This window comes from Chitinophaga niastensis, from assembly GCF_003014755.1.
Lineage (GTDB): Bacteria > Bacteroidota > Bacteroidia > Chitinophagales > Chitinophagaceae > Chitinophaga > Chitinophaga niastensis.
In genome coordinates, this window is sequence record NZ_PYAW01000007.1 from 111,033 (window position 1) to 132,138 (window position 21,106).

General features: G+C 43.9%; 15 protein-coding genes and 1 other RNA gene. 8 read left to right on the forward strand and 8 right to left on the reverse strand.

Features of this window, described 5'->3' with window-relative positions; all coding sequences use genetic code 11:
• Window positions 1–33 precede the first annotated feature (33 nt).
• The 7 genes from CLV51_RS24500 to amaB all read left to right on the forward strand — a co-directional run bounded on the left by CLV51_RS24500 (window position 34) and on the right by amaB (window position 9,688).
• Window positions 34–1,041 carry a lysylphosphatidylglycerol synthase transmembrane domain-containing protein gene (locus CLV51_RS24500; RefSeq protein WP_106530743.1) on the forward strand — a complete coding sequence of 336 codons (1,008 nt, stop codon included), beginning with the start codon at window positions 34–36 and terminating at the stop codon, window positions 1,039–1,041.
• Between the two features lie 395 nt (window positions 1,042–1,436).
• A complete protein-coding gene (gene ppk1, locus CLV51_RS24505; protein WP_106530744.1) occupies window positions 1,437–3,584 on the forward strand; it encodes a polyphosphate kinase 1 in 2,148 nt (715 codons plus the stop codon).
• Between the two features lie 129 nt (window positions 3,585–3,713).
• Entirely contained in the window at window positions 3,714–4,604 is an 891-nt protein-coding gene (locus CLV51_RS24510) for a Ppx/GppA phosphatase family protein (protein ID WP_106530745.1), read from the forward strand.
• 96 nt (window positions 4,605–4,700) lie between these two features.
• Window positions 4,701–5,516, forward strand: a complete 816-nt coding sequence (gene panB / locus CLV51_RS24515) for a 3-methyl-2-oxobutanoate hydroxymethyltransferase (protein WP_106530746.1) — start codon at window positions 4,701–4,703, stop codon at window positions 5,514–5,516.
• Between the two features lie 573 nt (window positions 5,517–6,089).
• The gene (locus CLV51_RS24525; RefSeq protein WP_106530748.1) at window positions 6,090–7,160 is read left to right on the forward strand and encodes a saccharopine dehydrogenase family protein; all 1,071 of its coding nucleotides are present in this window, start codon (window positions 6,090–6,092) and stop codon (window positions 7,158–7,160) included.
• An 84-nt stretch (window positions 7,161–7,244) separates the two neighbouring features.
• Window positions 7,245–8,135, forward strand: coding sequence for a DUF1338 domain-containing protein (locus CLV51_RS24530; RefSeq protein WP_106530749.1), 891 nt, complete (start codon window positions 7,245–7,247; stop codon window positions 8,133–8,135).
• A 23-nt stretch (window positions 8,136–8,158) separates the two neighbouring features.
• Entirely contained in the window at window positions 8,159–9,688 is a 1,530-nt protein-coding gene (gene amaB / locus CLV51_RS24535; RefSeq protein WP_106530750.1) for an L-piperidine-6-carboxylate dehydrogenase, read from the forward strand.
• Window positions 9,689–9,993: 305 nt separating this feature from the next.
• Here the strand turns inward: amaB and CLV51_RS24540 are convergent, their stop codons facing one another.
• Window positions 9,994–10,527, reverse strand: coding sequence for a histidine phosphatase family protein (locus CLV51_RS24540; protein WP_106530751.1), 534 nt, complete (start codon window positions 10,525–10,527; stop codon window positions 9,994–9,996).
• 376 nt (window positions 10,528–10,903) lie between these two features.
• Here CLV51_RS24540 and CLV51_RS24545 point away from each other — a divergent pair, with 376 nt between their 5' ends.
• On the forward strand, window positions 10,904–12,601 hold the full coding sequence (locus CLV51_RS24545; RefSeq protein WP_211302111.1) for a S8 family serine peptidase: 1,698 nt from the start codon (window positions 10,904–10,906) through the stop codon (window positions 12,599–12,601).
• A 51-nt stretch (window positions 12,602–12,652) separates the two neighbouring features.
• On the opposite strand, the gene CLV51_RS24550 is transcribed toward CLV51_RS24545, so the two are convergent.
• The 7 genes from CLV51_RS24550 to rnr all read right to left on the reverse strand — a co-directional run bounded on the left by CLV51_RS24550 (window position 12,653) and on the right by rnr (window position 21,105).
• Window positions 12,653–13,066, reverse strand: coding sequence for a DUF4870 domain-containing protein (locus CLV51_RS24550; protein ID WP_106530752.1), 414 nt, complete (start codon window positions 13,064–13,066; stop codon window positions 12,653–12,655).
• Window positions 13,067–13,134: 68 nt separating this feature from the next.
• Window positions 13,135–13,514: RNase P RNA component class A (rnpB, locus tag CLV51_RS24555), an RNA gene on the reverse strand.
• A 270-nt stretch (window positions 13,515–13,784) separates the two neighbouring features.
• Window positions 13,785–14,834, reverse strand: a complete 1,050-nt coding sequence (locus CLV51_RS24560; RefSeq protein WP_158267142.1) for a Smr/MutS family protein — start codon at window positions 14,832–14,834, stop codon at window positions 13,785–13,787.
• Window positions 14,835–14,984: 150 nt separating this feature from the next.
• Window positions 14,985–15,458: a DoxX family protein gene (locus CLV51_RS24565; protein WP_106530754.1), complete on the reverse strand. Its 474-nt coding sequence runs from the start codon at window positions 15,456–15,458 to the stop codon at window positions 14,985–14,987.
• A gap of 47 nt (window positions 15,459–15,505) precedes the next feature.
• Entirely contained in the window at window positions 15,506–17,137 is a 1,632-nt protein-coding gene (locus CLV51_RS24570) for an amino acid permease (protein ID WP_106530755.1), read from the reverse strand.
• A 72-nt stretch (window positions 17,138–17,209) separates the two neighbouring features.
• A complete protein-coding gene (locus CLV51_RS24575; RefSeq protein ID WP_106530756.1) occupies window positions 17,210–18,181 on the reverse strand; it encodes a polyprenyl synthetase family protein in 972 nt (323 codons plus the stop codon).
• A gap of 20 nt (window positions 18,182–18,201) precedes the next feature.
• Window positions 18,202–21,105, reverse strand: coding sequence for a ribonuclease R (gene rnr / locus CLV51_RS24585; protein WP_211302112.1), 2,904 nt, complete (start codon window positions 21,103–21,105; stop codon window positions 18,202–18,204).
• Window position 21,106: the final 1 nt, after the last annotated feature.

Below are 21,106 nucleotides of genomic sequence, written 5' to 3' on the forward strand. Positions count from 1 at the left end.
TACAGTATTAACACCCTAAAATAACTTTGGATTATGCCCAAAATGCTTAAGAACGTCATTAAGTTTATTTGCTTTTTCGGCATTGGGGTGCTGCTAATATGGCTCTTCACAAAAGACATCACGAATGTCATGTGGGACCAGATCTATACCGCATTTCGTAAAGCCAACTACTGGCTTGTAATACCGGCTATGGTAATAGGTGTTGCCAGTCACTGGTTCCGCGCTATCCGCTGGAAACTATTGATGAAACCACTGGGACATCAGCCCTCTACCCTGAACACTTTTTTTGCCGTTATGGTGGGTTATCTGGCCAACCTCGCTGTACCACGCCTCGGGGAAGTTACCCGCTGCGGCATACTGGCACAATACGAAAAAGTACCTGCCGATAAACTGGTAGGCACTATGATCGCGGAAAGAGCAGTGGATATGGTTTGTTTGCTCCTGCTCATGGCCATCACGGTTTTAACCCAGCTGGATGTACTCGGCACCTACGTGAATCATGATATTTTTCAGCCACTCTCCCGTAAAGTAGCTAATGCCAATGGCACACAACTACTCATCGGCATAGTAATACTGGCATTGTTCATCGTTTTCTTTCTCTGGCTGCTGCGCCGCTTTGCCAGATCCAAAGTTGCCATCACTATCAGAAACCTCGCCAGAGGCGTTATGGAAGGTATTTTCTCTATCGGCAAAATGGAAAACAAAGGCTGGTTCCTGGTGCAAACCGTTCTTATCTGGTCCTGCTACCTCTCACAGGTATACATCGGCTTCTTCTGCCTTACCGAAACCACTCACCTGGGTATCAGTGCCGCTCTGGCAGTGCTCATGATTGGTAGTGTAGGCATGATCGTTACCCCCGGTGGTATCGGCGCATATCAGCCACTGGTGCAAAAAGCCCTGGAGCTCTATGGTATCCCGTATGCTATCGGATTTGCCTTTGGATGGATCATCTGGGTGGCACAAACACTGCTTGTTATTTTGCTGGGCTTCATCAGCCTGGTGGCGTTGCCTATTTACAATAAGCAGCCTAAAAAAGTGTAATTGTCTGAACTGTGATTAATATGATTTTTATGATTATCCTGATGAGCGAAGATTTTAGCGGATATTGTCTGAACCAGGATTTTTAAGATTGAATGGATTACCCTGATGGGTGTTATCTTATTTTATCCGGATGATATACGCGAATATCTTTGCTTTGAGCTTCTGCACCCATCAGGGTAATCCATTCAATCTTAAAAATCCTGGTTCAGACAATATCCGCTAAAATCTTCGCTCATCAGGATAATCATAAAAATCATATTAATCACAGTTCAGACAATACAAACACACTCATTCTCCCTGCTTTTCATTAACTTTAATTTAATACTCCGTTTTAACTGAAAGCTGTATCATCGTAGCTTAGATGACGTGAATTTTTTGAATGTAAATAAGTTTGTATGCGTTTGCCGAATGGTGAGAACCTAGATATTATGACAATGCCCGAAGCAATTTTAACCAAAAAGATAACAAAGAAGAAGCCCATTGTAGAGAAGAAAAAAATGATTGCCAGAGATATCAGCTGGCTGTCTTTTAATGCAAGAGTACTACAGGAAGCAGCAGATGAAAGCGTACCATTACATGAACGCATCCGTTTTTTAGGTATCTTTTCCAACAACCTCGATGAATTTTTCAGAGTAAGAGTAGCCACCCTAAAAAGAATGATGTCTTTTGGCAAATCCTCCAAAATGCATCTTGAAGAAAATCCGGATAAAATACTGGAAGAAATTCAGGTCAATGTAATAGACCAGCAGCGCGAGTTTGACCGGGTATGGAAAGACATCGCGAACGAAATGGAAGCACAGCATATTTTTCTGCGCACAGAAAAACACCTCAGTAGGGAACAACAAAAATTTGTACAGAACTTTTTCAACGAACAGGTACGTACAAATATCATCCCCCTGATGATCGAAAGTATACAACAGTTCCCGATCCTTCGCGATAAATCCATCTACCTGGCCGTAGTACTGGCCCGTCAGGATAATTCAGTGCGACAAAAATTTGCCCTCATCGAAATACCTACCACTGTACTCCCCCGCTTTATTATCCTGCCTTCCAAAGAAGGTGAGCATGATATAATTCTGTTGGAAGACCTGGTACGCTTCTGTTTACCTAATGTCTTCTCTTATTTCGGTTATGATAAATTTTCTGCGCACATCATCAAAGTAACACGGGACGCGGAACTGGATATTGATAATGATATCTCAGACAGCCTTATTCATCAAATCGAAAAAGGACTGAAAGATCGCCGAAAAGGCAAGCCGGTACGGTTTGTATACGATAAAGATATTGATCCCCTGCTACTGGAATACCTGATGCGCCGGCAAGGATTGTCAGGAAAAGACAACCTCATTCCCGGTGCACGTATCCATAACTTCAAGGATTTTATGGATTTCCCGGAATCCATTTTCCCACCACATACACAACGCAAAACCTTTATACATCCGCTTTTCATGAATGCACCCAGCGTGATGCATGTGATTCAACAGCAGGATGTAATGCTGCATTTCCCTTATCATTCCTTCGATACCATCATTGATCTGTTAAGAGAAGCTGCCATTGATCCCAATGTATCTTCTATTAAAATAACTGCGTATAGGCTTGCCCGTAATTCCAAGATAATAAATGCATTGATCAATGCCGTTCGCAACGGTAAACAGGTAACGGTAGTACTGGAACTCCGCGCCCGCTTTGACGAAGCAGCTAACATCGATTGGAAATCAAGACTGGAAGAAGAAGGCGTGAAAGTATTGTTGGGAATCCCCAATATGAAAGTACACGCTAAATTATGTGTGATCAAAAAACGGATAGGTACCAAAACCCTGCAGTGTGGCTTTGTAAGCACCGGTAACCTCAATGAAAAAACTGCCCGTGTATACGGCGATCATTGCCTGCTCACCACCAACCGCGCTATCATAGCAGATATGAACCGGCTCTTTGCTTACCTGGAAAGCCCCCGCCATGATGTTAAAATACTGGAAGGCTGCAAAACGTTGCCGGTAAGTCCGCTTAACATGCGCGATACGTTCCTGCGACTGATAGACCGCGAGATCAAAAATGCCAAACATAAAAAGAAAGCCGGCATCACCGTTAAGATGAATTCGCTCTCCGATGCAATATTGATAGCCAAACTCTACGAAGCTGCTAAAGTAGGTGTAGATGTTAAAATGGTTATCAGAGGTATCTGTTGCGCCTATACGGAAAACAAAAAATGGAAAAAAAATATCACCGGTGTAAGTATCGTAGACGAATACCTGGAACATGCCAGGGTATTCATCTTTCACCATGGAGGCCAGGAAAAAGTATACATCGCTTCCTGCGACTGGATGGTACGAAACCTTGATCACCGCGTAGAGGCCGCAGTGCCTATAACGGACCCGGCTATACGTAAAGAACTGATAGATATCATGCAAATCCAGCTGAGTGGTAATGTGAAAGCGCGTATACTGGATAATGCACAGAAAAATGAATATAAAAAGGAAGGTGATAAAAAGATAAGAACACAATTGGAGATCTATAAGTATTTGCATGAAAAGCAATACCAATAAGACTTTATTTTTTTACTTTTTTGTTATGCGGCTATTTTGTTACCAATCAATAGCTGCTGATAAACTAAATATCTGCATAACAAACTGGTAAAATGTTTTACTTTTGCTCTTTTAAATAACGATTCAAAGATGAAATTAGCTGCTATTGATATCGGCTCTAATGCTGCCAGGCTGCTTATTTCAGAAGCATCCCCCAACAGCGCAGGAGTTATGGACTTTACCAAATTAAACCTGGTAAGGGTACCGTTGCGACTTGGATTTGATGTATTTACCAACAATAGTATTTCTGATAAGAAAGCAACACATCTCATAGACACTATCAGGGCTTACAAACTCCTGCTGGATGTATATGAAGTAAAGTATCTCAAAGCCTGCGCCACTTCCGCCATGCGTGATGCCAGCAATGGTACTGTATTACTGCAGGAAGTAAAAGCGCAAACCGGTATTGATATCAAAATTATTTCCGGTCAGGAAGAAGCTTCTTTCATCTACGAAAACCATGTGGCCGAAAACATGGATAAAACAAAGTCCTATCTGTATATAGATGTAGGCGGCGGTAGTACGGAACTCACCCTCTTCAGCGGCGACAAACAAATCTTCAAGGAATCTTTTAATATTGGCACCATCCGGTTGTTACAACAACAGGTTACAGAGGCTGCATGGCAGCAAATGAAAGACTTCCTGAAACAACAACTGAAAAACATAGGACCCGTTATAGCCATCGGTTCCGGTGGCAACATCAACAAAATATTTTCTCTCTCCAAACGCAAAGAAGGTAAACCACTTTCGCTGGATACACTGAAAGATTACTACAAGGAATTTAACAGCTTCACAGTAGAAGAACGCATTCACCTGTACAACCTGCGGGAAGACCGCGCAGACGTAATCGTACCTGCCCTCCAGATCTATGTAAATGTAATGCGCTGGGCAGATGCACCTGAGATCTATGTGCCTAAAATCGGATTGGCAGATGGTCTTATCCATGCATTATATGGAGAGATCGCCATCGCCAGCCATTAGCTGTACACCACACATAAAAAACATTTCCTTTTATCTTTTTATATTATCACCTTTGTAGTTATTGCTAACAGCTAAAAGGCTTAAAGCTAACTGCTTATGTCCGTGAATAAAGAAATAAAGCGCATCACTACGCATATACTGCAGAAGATGAAGGTGGATGGAGAAAAAATATCAATGCTCACTGCATATGATTACTCCATGGCCCGTATTTTTGATGATGCAGGTATAGATATTCTGCTTGTAGGTGATTCTGCTTCCAATGTAATGGCAGGCCATGAAACGACTTTGCCTATTACACTTGACCAGATGATTTATCATGCTGCTTCCGTGGTGAGAGCCATCAAGCGCTGCTTTGTCATTGTAGATCTTCCATTTGGTTCCTACCAGGGCAATTCCAAGGAAGCACTCAGTTCTACCATCCGCATCATGAAAGAAACCGGTGCGCATGGGGTGAAAATTGAAGGTGGTGAAGAGGTCATTGAATCCGTGAAACGCATTATCTCTGCCGGTGTACCGGTAATGGGGCATCTTGGTCTTACCCCTCAGTCTATTTACAAATTTGGTACTTACGCAGTACGTGCTACTGAAGAAGCGGAAGCCAATAAACTGATCAGCGACGCCAAACTCTTGCAGGCAACAGGTTGTTTTGCTATCGTACTGGAAAAGATTCCTGCATCACTGGCTAAAATAGTAGCTGAAGCAGTAGAAATTCCCATCATTGGTATCGGTGCCGGTAAATATGTAGACGGACAAGTACTGGTTATGCATGATATGCTAGGCATCAACAAAGAATTCAAACCACGTTTCCTTCGCCGTTACCTGGACCTTTACAGCCAGATCTTTGATGCTACGCAATCATATATCAACGATGTAAAAGCGAAAGATTTTCCGAATGAAAATGAGCAATATTAGTCAGCTTCGCTGACACGATTGTCTGAACTGTGATTTCACTGATTAGTATGATTATCCTGATGAGCGAAGATAGAAAGCGAGATGAAAAATTCTCTATCTATCTTCTATTTAATCTTCGCTCATCAGGATAATCATACTAATCAGTGAAATCACAGTTCAGATATTTTCCAGTCAAATCCTGAGAAAGACAATTTTTTTCCCTATATTCGCTGCGCACTTTTATAAGTTTAATGAATCATCTGTTAAACATACAGCTTTCTCTACTCTCCTATCTACGGAGCACCTGCTCCCATGTGCCATAGGTAGCACAAGGGCAGTTAATTCTTCCTTACATTTTTTTGCATTACCGCGGTAAGCGGTTCACTGTGACACGTATTGGCTACGCTGACATTAATTTTATTAATGGCTGCTGTAATTATTTTAATTGCTTTGGTAAATTTTACCCGGCAAGGGCCTCTTATATCAGAGAAGGCACGATCATGCCCATACGTTTTACAGTGATGCAGTTGATTTTTATTCACTGAACAGGAAGCAACAATTGCTTCATTCATCACTATAATTCCCATTCAGATTATGAAACGTGTTATGATTATCGGTGCCGGTAAGATCGGCGAAACAGCAGCCTTCTTATTGCAGCAGTCCGGCGACTACCAGGTAACACTGGCAGACAGTAACGAAGCATTATTGCAGAAATGTACGGATGAAGGTATCCGTAAAACAAAACTGGATGTAAACAACGCCACAGAGCTGGAACAAGCCCTGGAAGCGCAGGACATGGTATTGAGTGCCTGTCCCTTTTTCCTGAATGTAAAAATTGCTACTGCTGCTGCCAAAGCGCAAACGCATTATTTTGATTTAACAGAAGATGTGGCTACTACCAATGCTATTCGTGAAATAGCCAGCAAAGCCAATGTAAGCTTCATGCCACAATGTGGACTGGCACCGGGTTTCATCAGCATCGCAGCTTTTGATATCGCTAAACAATTTGATACACTGGACGCCGTTCGCTTGCGTGTAGGCGCTTTACCGCAGTTTCCTACCAACAGTTTGATGTATAATCTTACCTGGAGCACCGATGGTCTCATTAATGAATACTGCAATCCCTGTGATGCCATCTACGAAGGCGAACGCAAGGAAGTAATGCCGATGGAAGGTTATGAGCGCTTTGCATTGGATGGCGTAGAATACGAAGCTTTTAACACCTCCGGTGGATTAGGCGCATTAGCGGAAATACTGGAAGATAAAGTGTACAACCTGGACTATAAAACCGTGCGCTACCCTGGCCATTGCAGTCTCATGAAAGTACTGCTGAACGAGCTGAAACTCAATAAAAAGCGGGATTTATTGAAGGAGATTATGGAAGATAGCATACCTTTCACTCCGCAGGATGTAGTATTAGTTTTTGTGTCTGTTTCGGGAATGGTCAACGGCCGTTCTGTGCAGCGTTCCTACTCCCGTAAGATCTATAACCAGGAGATAGCAGGAAAAGATTTTACTGCTATACAGCTCACCACAGCAGGTGCAGCCTGTGCAGTAATAGACCTCCATGCAAAAGGCAAACTGCCGGCCAGTGGCTTTGTACGCCAGGAAGATGTGGAATTCAAAGATTTAATCAACAACCGCTTCGCGGTATATTATAATTAGCTATTAGCTTTTAGTCATTAGCTTTTAGTTGAAGACCAATGGCTAAACTAAAAGCTAATAACTAACAGCTCAAAAAAAAGTGCCATGTTAAAAGAGGTATTAAAGGGTCTGATGGACCGCTATCAGCAGCGGGTGCCGGATGTAGCAGCAGTAATAGCTGCCATGATACAGGAAGGCATCATCAAAAATGCGGATGATATTGAAAACGATCATATCGCTTTCAGAACAATGGGGGTGCCGCAATTAGGTGTACAGTCGCTGGAGAAAATTTTTCTCCACTACGGCTATACGAAAATGGACACTTATCACTTTCCTGCCAAGAAGCTGGATGCCTGGTGGTATGCACCTCCTGAGCCACAGTACCCACGCATCTTTATCAGCGAACTGCGGGTAAGTGAATTGAGTCAGGAAGCGCAAAACATCATCCACAGTTATACCAGTGAAGTAAAAACAGATCCGGTTAATACACTCGATTTTAATGATAGTAAAGCAGTAGACACTTTTTTACATAGTGCCCTGTGGCGTACCCCTACCCTAGCGGATTACAAGGCGCTGGCAACAGAAAGTGAATACGCGGCATGGGTAATTTATAACCGTTATTACCTGAATCACTTTACGGTGAGTGTACACAACCTGCCTACAGGATACAATACCGTAGCGGATTTCAACACGTTCCTGGAGCACCATGGCTTTAAATTAAATGATTCCGGCGGTAAGATAAAAACCAGCCCGGATGGCAGACTGTTACAAAGCGCTACCATTGCGCGTATGATAGAAGCCGAATTTGCCGGTGGCGAAAAATTTAAGATCGCGGGCTCTTATGTAGAGTTTGCCGAACGGAAAGTATTGCCGCAATTTGCACATTTACCGGCGGCTGAAATACAGCGACAGCACAGGCGGGAAGGTTTTGAAGCAGGTAATGCCGATAAGATCTTTGAAAGCACCTACGCTGCTCAAACAAAAAAAAGTTCCTAATTTAGTCTAATAATACACCGACAATGGTAGAAGACATCTTAAAAGTATTTGGCATCACTGCACAGCAGAGTGGTGTAAGCACCGGCAAACACTGGCTGCCGGCTCATGGAGCAGATATTATCTCGGTTTCTCCCGTAGATAATAAAAAGATTGCCACCGTGAAAAGCGCTTCCCGTGAGGATTACGACCTGGTAGTGGCGGTAGCACAGGAAGCCTTTAAAGTATGGCGTATGTGGCCGGCACCACACAGAGGTGAAGTAGTGCGCCAGGTAGGTGAAGCACTGCGTCAACATAAAGAACAGCTGGGAAAACTTGTTTCTTATGAAATGGGAAAGAGCCTGCAGGAAGGATATGGTGAGGTACAGGAGATGATCGACATTTGCGATTTTGCAGTGGGATTATCGCGTCAGCTGCACGGATTAACGATGCACTCTGAACGTCCGGGTCACCGTATGTATGAGCAATGGCATCCGCTGGGTATTACCGGCATTATTTCTGCCTTTAACTTTCCCGTGGCGGTTTGGAGCTGGAACTCCATGCTGGCATGGGTGAGCGGAAATGTTTGCATATGGAAACCATCAGAAAAAACACCGATAACCGCGTTGGCTTGTCAACGTATAGTCGAGACCGTATTTGTGGCAAATAATGTACCTGAAGGCGTTTGTTCCCTGGTTACAGGCAACCGTGAAGTAGGTGAATGGATGGCACATGATACACGTGTACCACTTGTTTCCGCTACCGGTTCCACCCGTATGGGCAAGAGCGTAGGTGCTGCTGTGGGTGAGCGTTTGGGACGTTCCCTGCTGGAATTGGGTGGTAACAATGCCATCATCATTTCGCAGGATGCCGACCTGGACATGTCACTGATAGGTGCAGTATTTGGTGCGGTAGGTACTGCCGGTCAACGTTGCACTTCTACCCGCAGACTGATCATTCACGAAAGTGTATACGATGCCTTCACCGCCAGGCTGGTAAAGGCTTATTCGCAACTGCGCATAGGTAATCCGCTGGATCAGCATAACCATGTGGGTCCGTTGATTGACACAGCTGCAGTAGCTGCTTATCAGCAGTCTATTGAGCAGGTGAAACAACAGGGCGGTACTTTCCTCGTAGAGGGTGGCGTGCTGTCTGGTGCAGGGTTTGAGTCCGGTTGTTATGTGAAGCCATGTATTGCTGCAGTAGAAAATGTATACCGCATTGTACAGCATGAAACATTTGCACCTATTTTGTACGTGATGAAATATCAAACACTTACAGAAGCCATTGCCATGCAAAACGATGTACCACAGGGACTTTCCTCCGCCATCATGACACTGAACCTGCGTGAGGCAGAACAATTCCTCTCCCAGGCTGGTTCTGATTGTGGTATTGCGAATGTCAACATCGGTACTTCGGGTGCTGAAATTGGTGGTGCTTTTGGTGGTGAAAAAGAAACCGGTGGTGGTCGTGAAAGTGGCTCTGATGCGTGGAAGGCATATATGCGCCGTCAAACCAATACCATCAATTACTCCACCAGTTTACCACTGGCACAGGGTATTAAATTTGATCTCTAAAAAAGATAATAATTTTTCGACTTCTTCAGCTCCGAGGCATCTGCCCCGGAGCTTTTAATTTTCATGTCAGGAAGTGCTACCCGATCAGATTTTTAAAAGCGGTTGATAAAACTCTTATTACAAAATCGTTTGAGCAGCATAAACAAAATAACACTGCCATACTTTCTTCTACATACACCGACTTATCATGGTTCTAAAAATAGTAGCGAGGTTAGAGAACCCCGCTTTTCGTTAAACGGAAACCATGCTTATGAGAAAAGTATTCAATAGCGGGAAGCCATCAAATACTCTTCCGGATATAAATATTAAACTTTTTTCTGAATATTCATATTCAACTTTTGTGCTACTGCCGTATTATTCCCACTGACTTTCACAACCAAAACCTGTCCACATCCTTTATCATAAAGGGTTTTCACATCTTTACCCCTTACACCCAGGTGCCGTACCATAGCAGGAATATTTTCAGGATCGCTACAAATAACGATGGTTTTGCCTTTATTCCGCTTTAACATGTCTTTCATAACACTGTTCATCAGCTCAGGATCGTCGTTAATCCGGAAATAATCAAGGCCGCGTTGCCTGGCTTTAGACAGCGGCGTAACAGTTTGGACTGCTCGATTTGCATATGTAGTATAAATAGTTGCAATATCTACATCCGCCAGGGAAGTAGTAAGCTGATTGGCTTGCTCCAATCCGGCTACACTTAAGCCCGGATCAGCAGATGGAGAAGTTTCCACTTCAGCAGCATTCACAAAAATAATGGTGGTTACATCCGGTTCTGTAGCAAATGCTTGCACACCGGAAGCCAGCAAAGTGGCTATGATCGCAGTTTTCAACATGACTGACAAATTTTAATTAAAATGAGACAATACATTACCAATGGGAAAAGAGGTCCCGGAGCAAGACTTGGCAGATGAGCAGGTATGGGAAAGAAAGGAACTACTGACTAAATCTAGGACAAGCTGATTGATTGGCAAAGGGTATTATGACAGATGGTTGCCTTATCTGTTTAGCAAACAAATCAGGATAAGATGGTTACAACCGTTATAATGATGGGCTGATTACCCGTTTTGGTTAATCACTGCGAATCTCCCAATCAACCAATATATAGCGCGCTTATCATTAATATTTAATGTTATACCGCTTTTTATATACCTTTAACCTTATCATGATATTCAAGTCGTTTATTATATTTTATAGGGAAAATTGTTGAATATGAAATTGTTAAGTCGAGAGGTTGCAGTCCTGGCGGGATGTGTTGCATTGATGACTGCTGTTACAACGAACACTGTTGCACAAAGTAAAAGCCCGGCCCCAAAAAACTGGCACCTGCTTAGTTACGATACCGACAGCGTATTCGGTACATCTACAGAAAAAGCTTACAAGGAATTACTGAAAGGAAAAAAGAGCACGCCCGTTATTGTGGCCGTGATCGATTCCGGTATTGACACTACCCATGAAGACCTGAAAGGCATACTGTGGACCAATCCGCGTGAAATACCCGGTAACGGAATCGATGATGACCACAACGGTTACGTCGATGATATACATGGCTGGAATTTCCTGGGAGGTAAAGACGGCAGCAGCTTAAAGGAAGACTCCGACGAAGCTACCCGTGAATACTACCGTTATAAAAACAAGTATGGCAATCCGGATTCTGCACTGGCAAAAGATTCTAAAGAATATGGCACCTGGCAGAAATTGCAGGAGAAAATTGAGAAACCTAATTCTCAGTTTAAACTGCAATACAAAAGCATGGCTAAACTTCAGGAGAACGTTAACAAATGTGAATCTATCCTGAAAACATATCTCAACAAAGATGATTTTAACGTAGCACAGCTGGACAGCATCCAGACTACTAACCAGGATGTACTGCTGGCACGTAACTTCATGACCCGTTTGTTAAAAAGCGCCGGTGACGAACCCGCTTCTTTCGGCGATTTCAAGATGGAGTTTGACGAATACATGAATGAGCTGAAGCGTAAAGCAGAAAGCACAGATGTAATGCCGAATACCAACAGAGAGAAAATTGTAGGCGATAACATCGAGGATATCAAAGACAACAAATACGGCAACAATGATGTAATGGGTAAGTTTGCCTTCCATGGCACACACGTATCCGGCATTATTGCCGCTGCAAGGAACAATGGCGTGGGTATAGACGGCATCGCTGATAATGTTCGCATTATGGCCGTAAAAGCCGTACCGGATGGCGATGAAAGAGATAAAGATGTAGCCCTGGCTATTCGTTACGCTGTGGATAATGGCGCACAGATCATCAATATGAGCTTTGGCAAACCATTTTCACCGCATAAAGACTGGGTAGATGCTGCTGTAAAATATGCAGAGGAAAAAGGCGTATTACTGGTGCATGCAGCCGGTAACGATGGCAACAATAACGATTCTGTACCCAATTTCCCGAACCCCAATTACCTGGATGGCACAGTAGCCACCAACATTATTACAGTAGGTGCCAGCGGCACCGGAAGAGGTAATGATAAGGTAGCCAGCTTCTCCAACTACGGTAAAAAAGGAGTAGACCTTTTTGCACCTGGTGTACAGATTTATTCAACTGTTCCTGGTGGCAACAAATACGGCAGTGCCAGTGGCACCAGTATGGCAGCACCTGTGGTAGTGGGTGTGGCCGCTTTGGTACTCTCCTACTATCCGGAACTGAGTGCGCGTCAACTAAAGTACATCCTGGAAAAGAGCGCTTCGCCTTTACCGGACGGCAGTACAGAAGTAAACAAACCTGGTACACAGGATGAAAAAATAAACTTTGCAGATTTGTCTGTTACAGGTGGATTGGTAAACGCTTATGATGCGTTAAAACTGGCTGCCACTATCAAAGGAGAAAATGTGAAGGGTAAGAAACAGCACAGAGCGAAGCTTAAAGCAATTAAAAAGAACTAAACATATTTTCAGCGGCAGCTATTCCAAAACGTAATAGCTGCCGCTGAAAAATTACTTAACAATACGCAGACTCAATGGATATTTGTAAGAGATACCATTATTCGCCTTCACCGCAGCAATAACACTGAAGATCACGTTAATTATCCATATCACCCCTATCAGGTCTGTCCAACCCCAGGAAAATTCGAAGAAATCCCCGCGTGTATGTCGCCAGAAATTAGCCAATGACCACAATCCCAAACTGATATTATTGATGATATTGATGATCACTGCCGCAATGCTCAGTGTGATCTGAAAATTGATGGCTTCTTTACCCTGATCATCAACAAATTTGGATTCATTGCGTTTGATGAGCCATAATACCAGTACACCAATGATATTACCCACCGTAGGTAAAATAGCCATTCCAATAATACCTCCAAGGTGTACAAGGGTTCCCCAGGTGCGTTCTTCTTTTTGATTCATAAAATAGAGATTAAATATGAACGGGAAGTTAACTGCTTATTTTTGCATATCAAAAGCGAAGAGAGGAAAAAAACTACAAACCTATAAGCCGGATTCTGTTCCCACCCCGGCAACGCCGGAATGAACTGCTACCATTTATCTGCGATGACGTTCACACACCATCTTTATCTGCCTACCCTCGGTCATCGGACGAGCAGCCCTCAAGCGACCGTATACATGGCATTTCAGCACGCAAGGTTTACCCGCACAAACAGTTGCCTGCCTGCACCGTGGGCTCTTACCCCACATTTTCACCCTTATCTGCCCGAAGGCGGACGGTTATTTTCTGTGGCACTTGCTGTTCCCGGTTATGCACCAGGCCCCACCCGTTAGGTGGTGCGTTGCTCTGCGCTGTCCGGACTTTCCTTCCCGCTGCACAAGGCAGCGAAACGATAGCACGGTTTGTAGTTGGAGCGCAAAGGTAAGGAATGAAAGCTAAATACACGCTAAGATTTTAGCGGAAAAATAAGGCCTTCGGCCTTTGTCTTTTCTTTAGCAGGATTAGGCTGATTAAGATGATTATGCTGATTTCATTTCTTTCCAATCAATATTCTTACTGATTTCTAAAAGCATATTATAAACGATATAGATATCTTTTAAAAGAAAATAAAATCAGCATAATCAGCCTAATCAGCCTAATCCTGCTAAAGAAAAGACAAAGGCCGAAGGCCTTCCCTGGCTATTTAAATGTAATCTCCGTAGCACCATATCCATACCGTGCATGGTATTGGTTTACAAAGTTAGCTACCTCTGGTGTTTGTTTGAGTACCTGGTGAATTTCATCACGCAGTTTACCTTTACCAACACCATGTATCACAATCAAACTATGCTGATGATGACTAATAGCCAGCTCCATGTAACGCTGGAAGGCATTGAGTTGTATGGCAAGGATGGCAATATTGCTCAGTCCTTTCCAGTTCTTTTCCAATGCTTCAATATGGAGATCTACTTCCTGTTTAGGTGTAAGAGATGTTTCCGGTTGCAGTTGAATTTTACTCAGTAAACTGGCAAAATTTCCGGAACCTAATGTAGTAACTGGCGCCTTCTTTTTAGACTGCTCTGCAGCAGCTGGCGGCTCAGGTGCTCTCTCCGGAAATTTGTCGAATAAAGGATAAGTGATGGTAGCTTCTGCCTTGGTGCGCAACTGTTCCAGCTGCACAAACATTTGCTTTGGTTTGATTTTCCATGTCTTCTGTACAGAAGTAGCCAGCTTGGGTTCCGGCTCTTTCAGGAAAAAAGTAAATTCAAATCGCGGGTTATCATTCAGTGATTCAAATATCAGATCTGCCAGATAAAAATGGTTATAAGGCAGTATCTCGTTCTTTATTTCCAGATCCATCTGGTTATTGAGCCAGATCTGGAAGTAAAAGCGCATGGCATGGGGGGTATCATTAAACAGGTGAAACTTCATCAGCTTCACTGTTTCATCCAAACCCTCCATCTGGTATACCGGTAAAACAGACAGGAACATGCCTTTATCTGTTTTAAACACTTCATACTTACTTCTATCCACTTTGATCTCATCACCTGGAATCAGGCGTGGCTTGTCTTTCACAAGCTTTTGCTGGCTGAAGCGGTGAAAATAAGGGAAGTCAATCTGATCCAGGTAAACCGGGAAAGATGTGCCTTTCACTTCTATCATCACCATGTTATCATTCACCAGGTCTACTACTGTACCCTCTTCTTTTGAACTCAACAGTAGGATCTTGTCGCCTATTTGGTATTTCATAATTGCATTCTTCTGAACTGCAAAAATAGAAATTTGACGGGGATTTGTATGGAAGAGATTTGATATTCGCAGAATTAGACAGAGATACACGTTTCCCATGCCATTAAAATGGTAATACTCACAGGAATGGCAGTACGAAAATTTTAAATGCTAAACATGTTCCTTGTCCGGATGCATAAAATCATGTTTTTCCGGATGCCTGCGCATATACTCATCCACCGAAATGCGGCCACTTCCCTCTATCAGGAAAACGATCAGCAGGAACAGGACCACGATCGAAAGTCCCATCATAGGATACGCCCCAAATAAGCCCGTAGGTGAGTGAACAAAGAATACCGCCCCCAACAGTACCGGGATGTTGAGGAATGAGCACAATCGGGTATAAAGCCCCATTGCAATGAACAACCCGCCTACTGTATGTACAAATACAATGTAGTGGGCAATAAAGAATGTAAATACTGTGAGTGCAGGATTTACATTAATCATAGCTTCCAGGTCATTTCTGTGTTGCACAAAGAGAATACCCATTCCCATAATGATTACACCCAGCAGCATACGTACGATGTCCAGCCATTTAGGATGGTGCACATTACCCCAGTGTTCAATCTGTTGTAGCTTGTTCATAAAATACAAATTTTAAGATCAAAGAGCTACTATGAAGTTACGAAGAATTATGCCTTTTTGCCCAACTTACTATGTGAGTAACTGTAGAGGAAATAGATGGTTAAACCAATGGCCAGCCAGATGGAAAAAACAATCCAGTTTTTAAGGGCTATTTCTGTCATCAGATAGAAACAGCTCAGCATACCCAATACGGGTATCAGGGAGAGTTTGCGGGTGGCAGACATCATTGTCATGATGAGGGTCACCAATACAAAAATATAGAATGGAATATTGTGTTTCCAGATTTCCCAGCCACCGGTAAAGGAAAATTTCTGCCCTATCTCCTGACGGAAAAATATAGCCAAACCGATGATCAGTACAGGCACAATGATTTGTCCGTTGATATAAGGCAACTGAAACCGTTTCACCACTGCCTTGTCTTCTCTTGGCAGGATTAAAACCCCGCCACAAACGAGGATAAAGGCAAACAGGGTACCTATACTGGTCAGATCCGTTACGATGGTCAGGTTCAGAAATAATGCCGGTACACCTACCAGCAAACCGGTAACGATAGTGGCATACGAAGGTGTTTGAAAACGCGGATGTATTTTACCGAAACGCTTTGGCAACAGGCCATCACGGCTCATGCTCATCCAGATGCGGGGCTGCCCTATCTGAAACACCAGTAACACGCTGGTAGTAGCTACTACCGCACTGACAGAGATCAGGTAGCTGATCCAGGGTAAATGTACCTGGTCAAATACGAAAGCCAGCGGATCATCTACTTTTAATTTATAAAAAGGCACCATCCCTGTTAACACAAAAGAAATCAGGATATATAGCACCGTACAGATGATCAGTGAGTAGATCATACCTTTAGGCAGATCCCTTTGTGGATTCTCACATTCTTCCGCAGTGGTGCTTATAGCATCAAAGCCGATGTAGGCAAAAAACACTGCCGACACGCCTTTTAGTACACCCGAAAAACCATTGGGCATAAAGGGATGCCAGTTAGCTTTATTTACATAAAAGAAGCCTACCACAATGACAAACAGGATCACCAGTATCTTCAGGGCCACCATAAAATTAGCACTCCGCTTACTTTCCTGTATGCCTACATAGGCCAGGTAAGTTACCAGTACCACGATGATAAACGCCGGTAAATTGAGGATCACAGGGATACCGGCAATATGAGGTGCCGCAGCAACAATAGCTGGTGTAGCACTATCATAGTTGCTGGCCAGCCAGGATGGTAAACTTAATCCTATCCCTCCCAGCAGGTTATTAAAATAACCACTCCAGGATATGGCCACTGCAATATTCCCGATGGCATATTCCAGGATGAGCGCCCAGCCTATTACCCAGGCTGCAAGCTCACCAAATGTAACGTAAGAGTAAGTATAAGCACTGCCGGAAACCGGTACACGGGATGCAAATTCCGCATAACAAAGGGCTGAGAAGCCGCAGGTGATAGCAGTGATGACAAAAAGCAGTGAAACACCAGGTCCGCCATGGAAAGATGCCTCTCCGATGGTGGAAAAAATACCTGCACCAATAACTGCTGCAATTCCCATGGCTGTAAGGTCTTTCACCTTCAGCACCTTGTTCATCCCCCCTGTTTCATGGCCGTCTGCCAATCCATCTTTGGCATCTTTGATAATTGTGGCAAGCGATTTTTTCCGAAACAGCGAATTAGACATTGGCGAGGAATTACGTTTTACAGTTGTTTAGATTGACAGTGCGCGAATATAATGCGATTTTAAATACAAACCTTATTGCTGACGGTTTAAGAGATAATCAGCTAACTCCATCAATGGTGTTTTGCGGTTAGATAAAACTGCAATGTCATCTAAACGCCGGAACGCAAGCTGTTGAAAACGATCTTTTTCCTTCTCTGCCCACTCGTCTACTTTACAACTACGGAACAGTTCCAGCACTTTTTCTACTTTATCTGAGGGAGATGTTTCCATGAGTCTTTTTAACTCGGCACGCTGCACCGGATTACAAAGTTCCAGTGCTTTCAGCAGCAGGAATGTCTTTTTGTTGACAAGGATATCCCCTCCCTGTTGTTTACCGAATTTGTCAGGATCTCCAAAGGCATCCAGGTAATCATCCTGGATCTGGAAGGCAATACCAATGTTTTTACCGAAAGCGTATAAATGCTGCTGATTGCCCTCACTGGCACCACCGATAATACCGCCCAACTGTAAGCTGGCTGCCAGTAATACAGAGGTTTTGAGGCCAATCATATGTACATAATCATCATATTGTACCTTTTCGGGGTCCAAGGCTTCAAAATCCATGTCCAGCTGCTGCCCTTCACATACTTCGATGGCAGCTTTATTGAATACAGAGATGATCTTTTGCTTGTAATGCGGCTGTACCTTATTCAGGCGCTCATATACACTGATCAGCATCACATCCCCCGCCAGGATGGCCGCAGGGTCGCCGTAAATAGTATGTACAGTAGGTTTACCACGACGAAGCGGGGCTTTGTCCATAATATCATCATGGATGAGGGTAAAATTATGAAAAAGCTCTACCGCATTACCCACCTGGAATGCATCCGGATGCAGGGTGTCAAACAATTCGTTCCCCATCAGGCATAATACCGGACGTATCCGTTTTCCGCCAATTCCCAGTATATGGGATGCTGCATTGTATAATTGACTGGGCTGTTCCGGAAAATGTTGCTGCTCAAACTGTTGGCTAAACTGCGCTATTAAATCTTTGAATGACTGCATCTCAGGTCGATCGTGTTTTGTTATTTACTCTTTTTTGTTTTGTTTTTAGCTGCCGTAGTTGGTTTTGCTGCTGCTTTTTTTGCAGGTACTGCTTTTGCTTTAGGCGCTGGTACTGGTTTGGTATCCACTTTTTTCACTGCCGCTTTTTTAGCAGGTGCCGGCGTAGCCTTTTTTGCAGTAGCCTTTTTAGCCTTGGGCGCTGGTGTAACCGCCGCCTTCTTAGCCGTTGCCTTCTTAGCAGGTGCTGGTGTTACGGCTTTTTTAGCGGTAGCTTTCTTAGCTGCAGGAGCTGATGCCACGGCTGCTTTTTTGGCGGTTGCTTTTTTAGCAGGTGCGGGTGCAGCCCTGGTACTCTTTACAGCCGCTTTCTTAGCCTTGGGCGCAGGTTTTGCTGCAACAACCGCTTTCTTCGCAGGTGCTTTTTTAGCGGGTGCGGGCACTTCCTTCTTCACGGGTTGTTTGTCTACTACCTCTTTTTTAGCGACTTCTTTCTTAGCCGGTGCTTTCGCAACAACTTCCTTCTTCACGGGTGTTGCTATAACAACTTCTTTCTTCGCTGGCGCTTTAACAGCCGGTGCTTTCGTTACCACTGCTTTTTCTTCTACCACCGCTTTCACTTCTACTGGTGCTGCAGCCTTCATTATTGCTACTTCCGTTTTCTTATGAGGAGCTGCGGGCTTAGGTTTAGGAGCTGGTATTGGTATAACCGGCACTACATGCGTTTCAACGATTACCTGGTCTACCACTGGTAATGGTGCAGGTTCCGGCGATGACATGCCTGCAGGCCGCTGATCTCTCGACCGCTGCGCACCCTGTTTCCATGGCTGCTGCTGATTATAATTTCCGTGTTGTTTTTCTTTCTTTTTCTTCCGGTCGTCTCTTCTGTCATCTCTGTGACCTTCTCTCCTGTCACCTCTTCTGTCATCATGACGTTTAGGCTGTGCAGCTCTTGCTTCGCCGGTGCCGGTGAGTTCATCTTCCAGATCATAGTCCAGCTGACGTTTGGCCAGATTGGCTGATACAATCCTGATACTCACCTTTTCGCCTATACGAAACTTACGACCGCTGCTTTGTCCCACCAGGGCGTATTCTCCTTCGTTATATTGGAACTCTTCTCTTTTATTCAGGTTGTGGATGCTTATCAGGCCTTCACACTTGGTATCTACGGTTTCTACCCAGAAACCAAAATGCGCTACCCCGCTGATCACGCCATCAAAGGTGTGACCAATGAACTGCTGCATATATTCCACCTGTTTGTATTTGTTGCCTGCTCTTTCAGCTTCCATGGCTTTGCGTTCCATTTCAGAGCTATGTTTGCATTTCTGCTCCATTTGTTTGTCTGGCTTCACAGTATTGGCCAAAGACTCTGCCAGTACACGATGTACGAGTACATCGGGGTAACGGCGGATAGGAGATGTAAAGTGACAATAGTCTTCAAATCCAAGACCGTAGTGTCCTACATTGTTTACCGTATAGATGGCCTTTGCCATGGTACGTATACCCAGTGTTTCCAGTACAGGCTGTTCCGGCTTGCCTTTCACCATTTGCAGCATCTTGTTGAAAGAGCGTGCAATGCTGTCTGGTGTGGTCAGATCAAACTTGTACCCGAACTTGCCTGCAAATAAGGCGAACACTTTAAGTTTTTCAGGATCTGGTGTATCGTGCACCCGGTAAGGGAAAGGCACGGGTTGTTTATTTACTTTCAGCTTGGATACGTATGCTGCGATGGTTTTGTTGGCCATCAACATAAATTCCTCAATCAGCTGATGTGCTTCTTTACTTTCTTTAATTACAATGCCGATAGGCCTGCCGGTTTCATCCAGCTTAAAGCGTACTTCCTGTGAAGAGAAATTAATAGCACCATGCGCGAAACGTTGTGCACGCAGGGTTTGCGCAATTTTATTCAGCAGCAGTACTTCTTCCTGATACGGTCCTTCCTTGTTTTCTATGATCTCCTGTACTTCTTCGTAGGTAAAGCGATGGTTGGAATGGATGACTGTACGGCCTATCCAGTGTTGCTTTACTTCTCCCTTCTCATTCATCTGGAACATTGCAGAGAAGGTCAGTTTATCTTCATGCGGACGGAGAGAACACAGCTCATTGGATATTTTTTCCGGCAACATGGGGAGTACGCGATCAGGCAGGTATACGGAGGTAGCCCTTTTATCGGCTTCCTTGTCCAGTTCCGTGCCTGGCAGTACGTAATGACTCACATCGGCAATGTGTACGCCTATTTCGTACAGTCCGTTTTTCAGGGGACGGATAGAAATGGCATCATCAAAGTCTTTTGCATCCACCGGATCGATGGTCATGGTGAGGATCTTACGGATATCTTTACGCTTTTGTACTTCCGCTTCTGATATATTTTCCTGAATGGTATTTAATTCTTCCACTACTTCTTTAGGGAAGCTGAGCGGGAATCCTGCTTCAATAAGGATTTCCTTCATTGCCAGATCGTTGGTATCGCTGGCATCGAGAATTTCAACGATTTCTCCTACCGGTTTACGTGATTTTTCTCCCCAGGCTACTATTTTCACCACGGCTTTATCGCCGCTCTTTGCTTCTCCAACGGAGTTGGCGGGGATGTATATATCCGGCATGAACAGCCCTTTTTCAGGGATGAGGAAAGCAAAACCTTTGCTTACCTGCAGTGTACCGGTAAATTCAGTCTTATTTCGTTTAAGGATATCCGTTATTACTCCTTCCATGCGGCCCTCGTGGTGGGCTTGTTTCAACACATCAACCAGCACTTCATCTTTATCAAGGGCAGTTTGCAGATTTTTCTGCTTCACCATGATATCCTTTGTAAGGCCGTCTACAATCACAAAGGCCATTCCAGACCTTGTTACTTCCAATATGCCTTTAAAGGTTTTCTTTTGGCTAATGTTACTACTGCTTCTTTTATCTTTCTTCTTTTTACTCATG

Coding starts and splice junctions, on each gene's coding strand:
- CLV51_RS24510 (WP_106530745.1), top strand. CDS start 3,714: ATGAAATTAGCTGCTATTGATATCGGCTCTAATGCTGCCAGGCTGCTT.
- CLV51_RS24525 (WP_106530748.1), top strand. CDS start 6,090: ATGAAACGTGTTATGATTATCGGTGCCGGTAAGATCGGCGAAACAGCA.
- CLV51_RS24570 (WP_106530755.1), bottom strand. CDS start 17,137: ATGTCTAATTCGCTGTTTCGGAAAAAATCGCTTGCCACAATTATCAAA.
- CLV51_RS24545 (WP_211302111.1), top strand. CDS start 10,904: ATGAAATTGTTAAGTCGAGAGGTTGCAGTCCTGGCGGGATGTGTTGCA.
- CLV51_RS24500 (WP_106530743.1), top strand. CDS start 34: ATGCCCAAAATGCTTAAGAACGTCATTAAGTTTATTTGCTTTTTCGGC.
- amaB (WP_106530750.1), top strand. CDS start 8,159: ATGGTAGAAGACATCTTAAAAGTATTTGGCATCACTGCACAGCAGAGT.
- rnr (WP_211302112.1), bottom strand. CDS start 21,105: ATGAGTAAAAAGAAGAAAGATAAAAGAAGCAGTAGTAACATTAGCCAA.
- CLV51_RS24565 (WP_106530754.1), bottom strand. CDS start 15,458: ATGAACAAGCTACAACAGATTGAACACTGGGGTAATGTGCACCATCCT.
- CLV51_RS24560 (WP_158267142.1), bottom strand. CDS start 14,834: ATGAAATACCAAATAGGCGACAAGATCCTACTGTTGAGTTCAAAAGAA.
- CLV51_RS24550 (WP_106530752.1), bottom strand. CDS start 13,066: ATGAATCAAAAAGAAGAACGCACCTGGGGAACCCTTGTACACCTTGGA.
- CLV51_RS24540 (WP_106530751.1), bottom strand. CDS start 10,527: ATGTTGAAAACTGCGATCATAGCCACTTTGCTGGCTTCCGGTGTGCAA.
- CLV51_RS24530 (WP_106530749.1), top strand. CDS start 7,245: ATGTTAAAAGAGGTATTAAAGGGTCTGATGGACCGCTATCAGCAGCGG.
- panB (WP_106530746.1), top strand. CDS start 4,701: ATGTCCGTGAATAAAGAAATAAAGCGCATCACTACGCATATACTGCAG.
- CLV51_RS24575 (WP_106530756.1), bottom strand. CDS start 18,181: ATGCAGTCATTCAAAGATTTAATAGCGCAGTTTAGCCAACAGTTTGAG.
- ppk1 (WP_106530744.1), top strand. CDS start 1,437: ATGCGTTTGCCGAATGGTGAGAACCTAGATATTATGACAATGCCCGAA.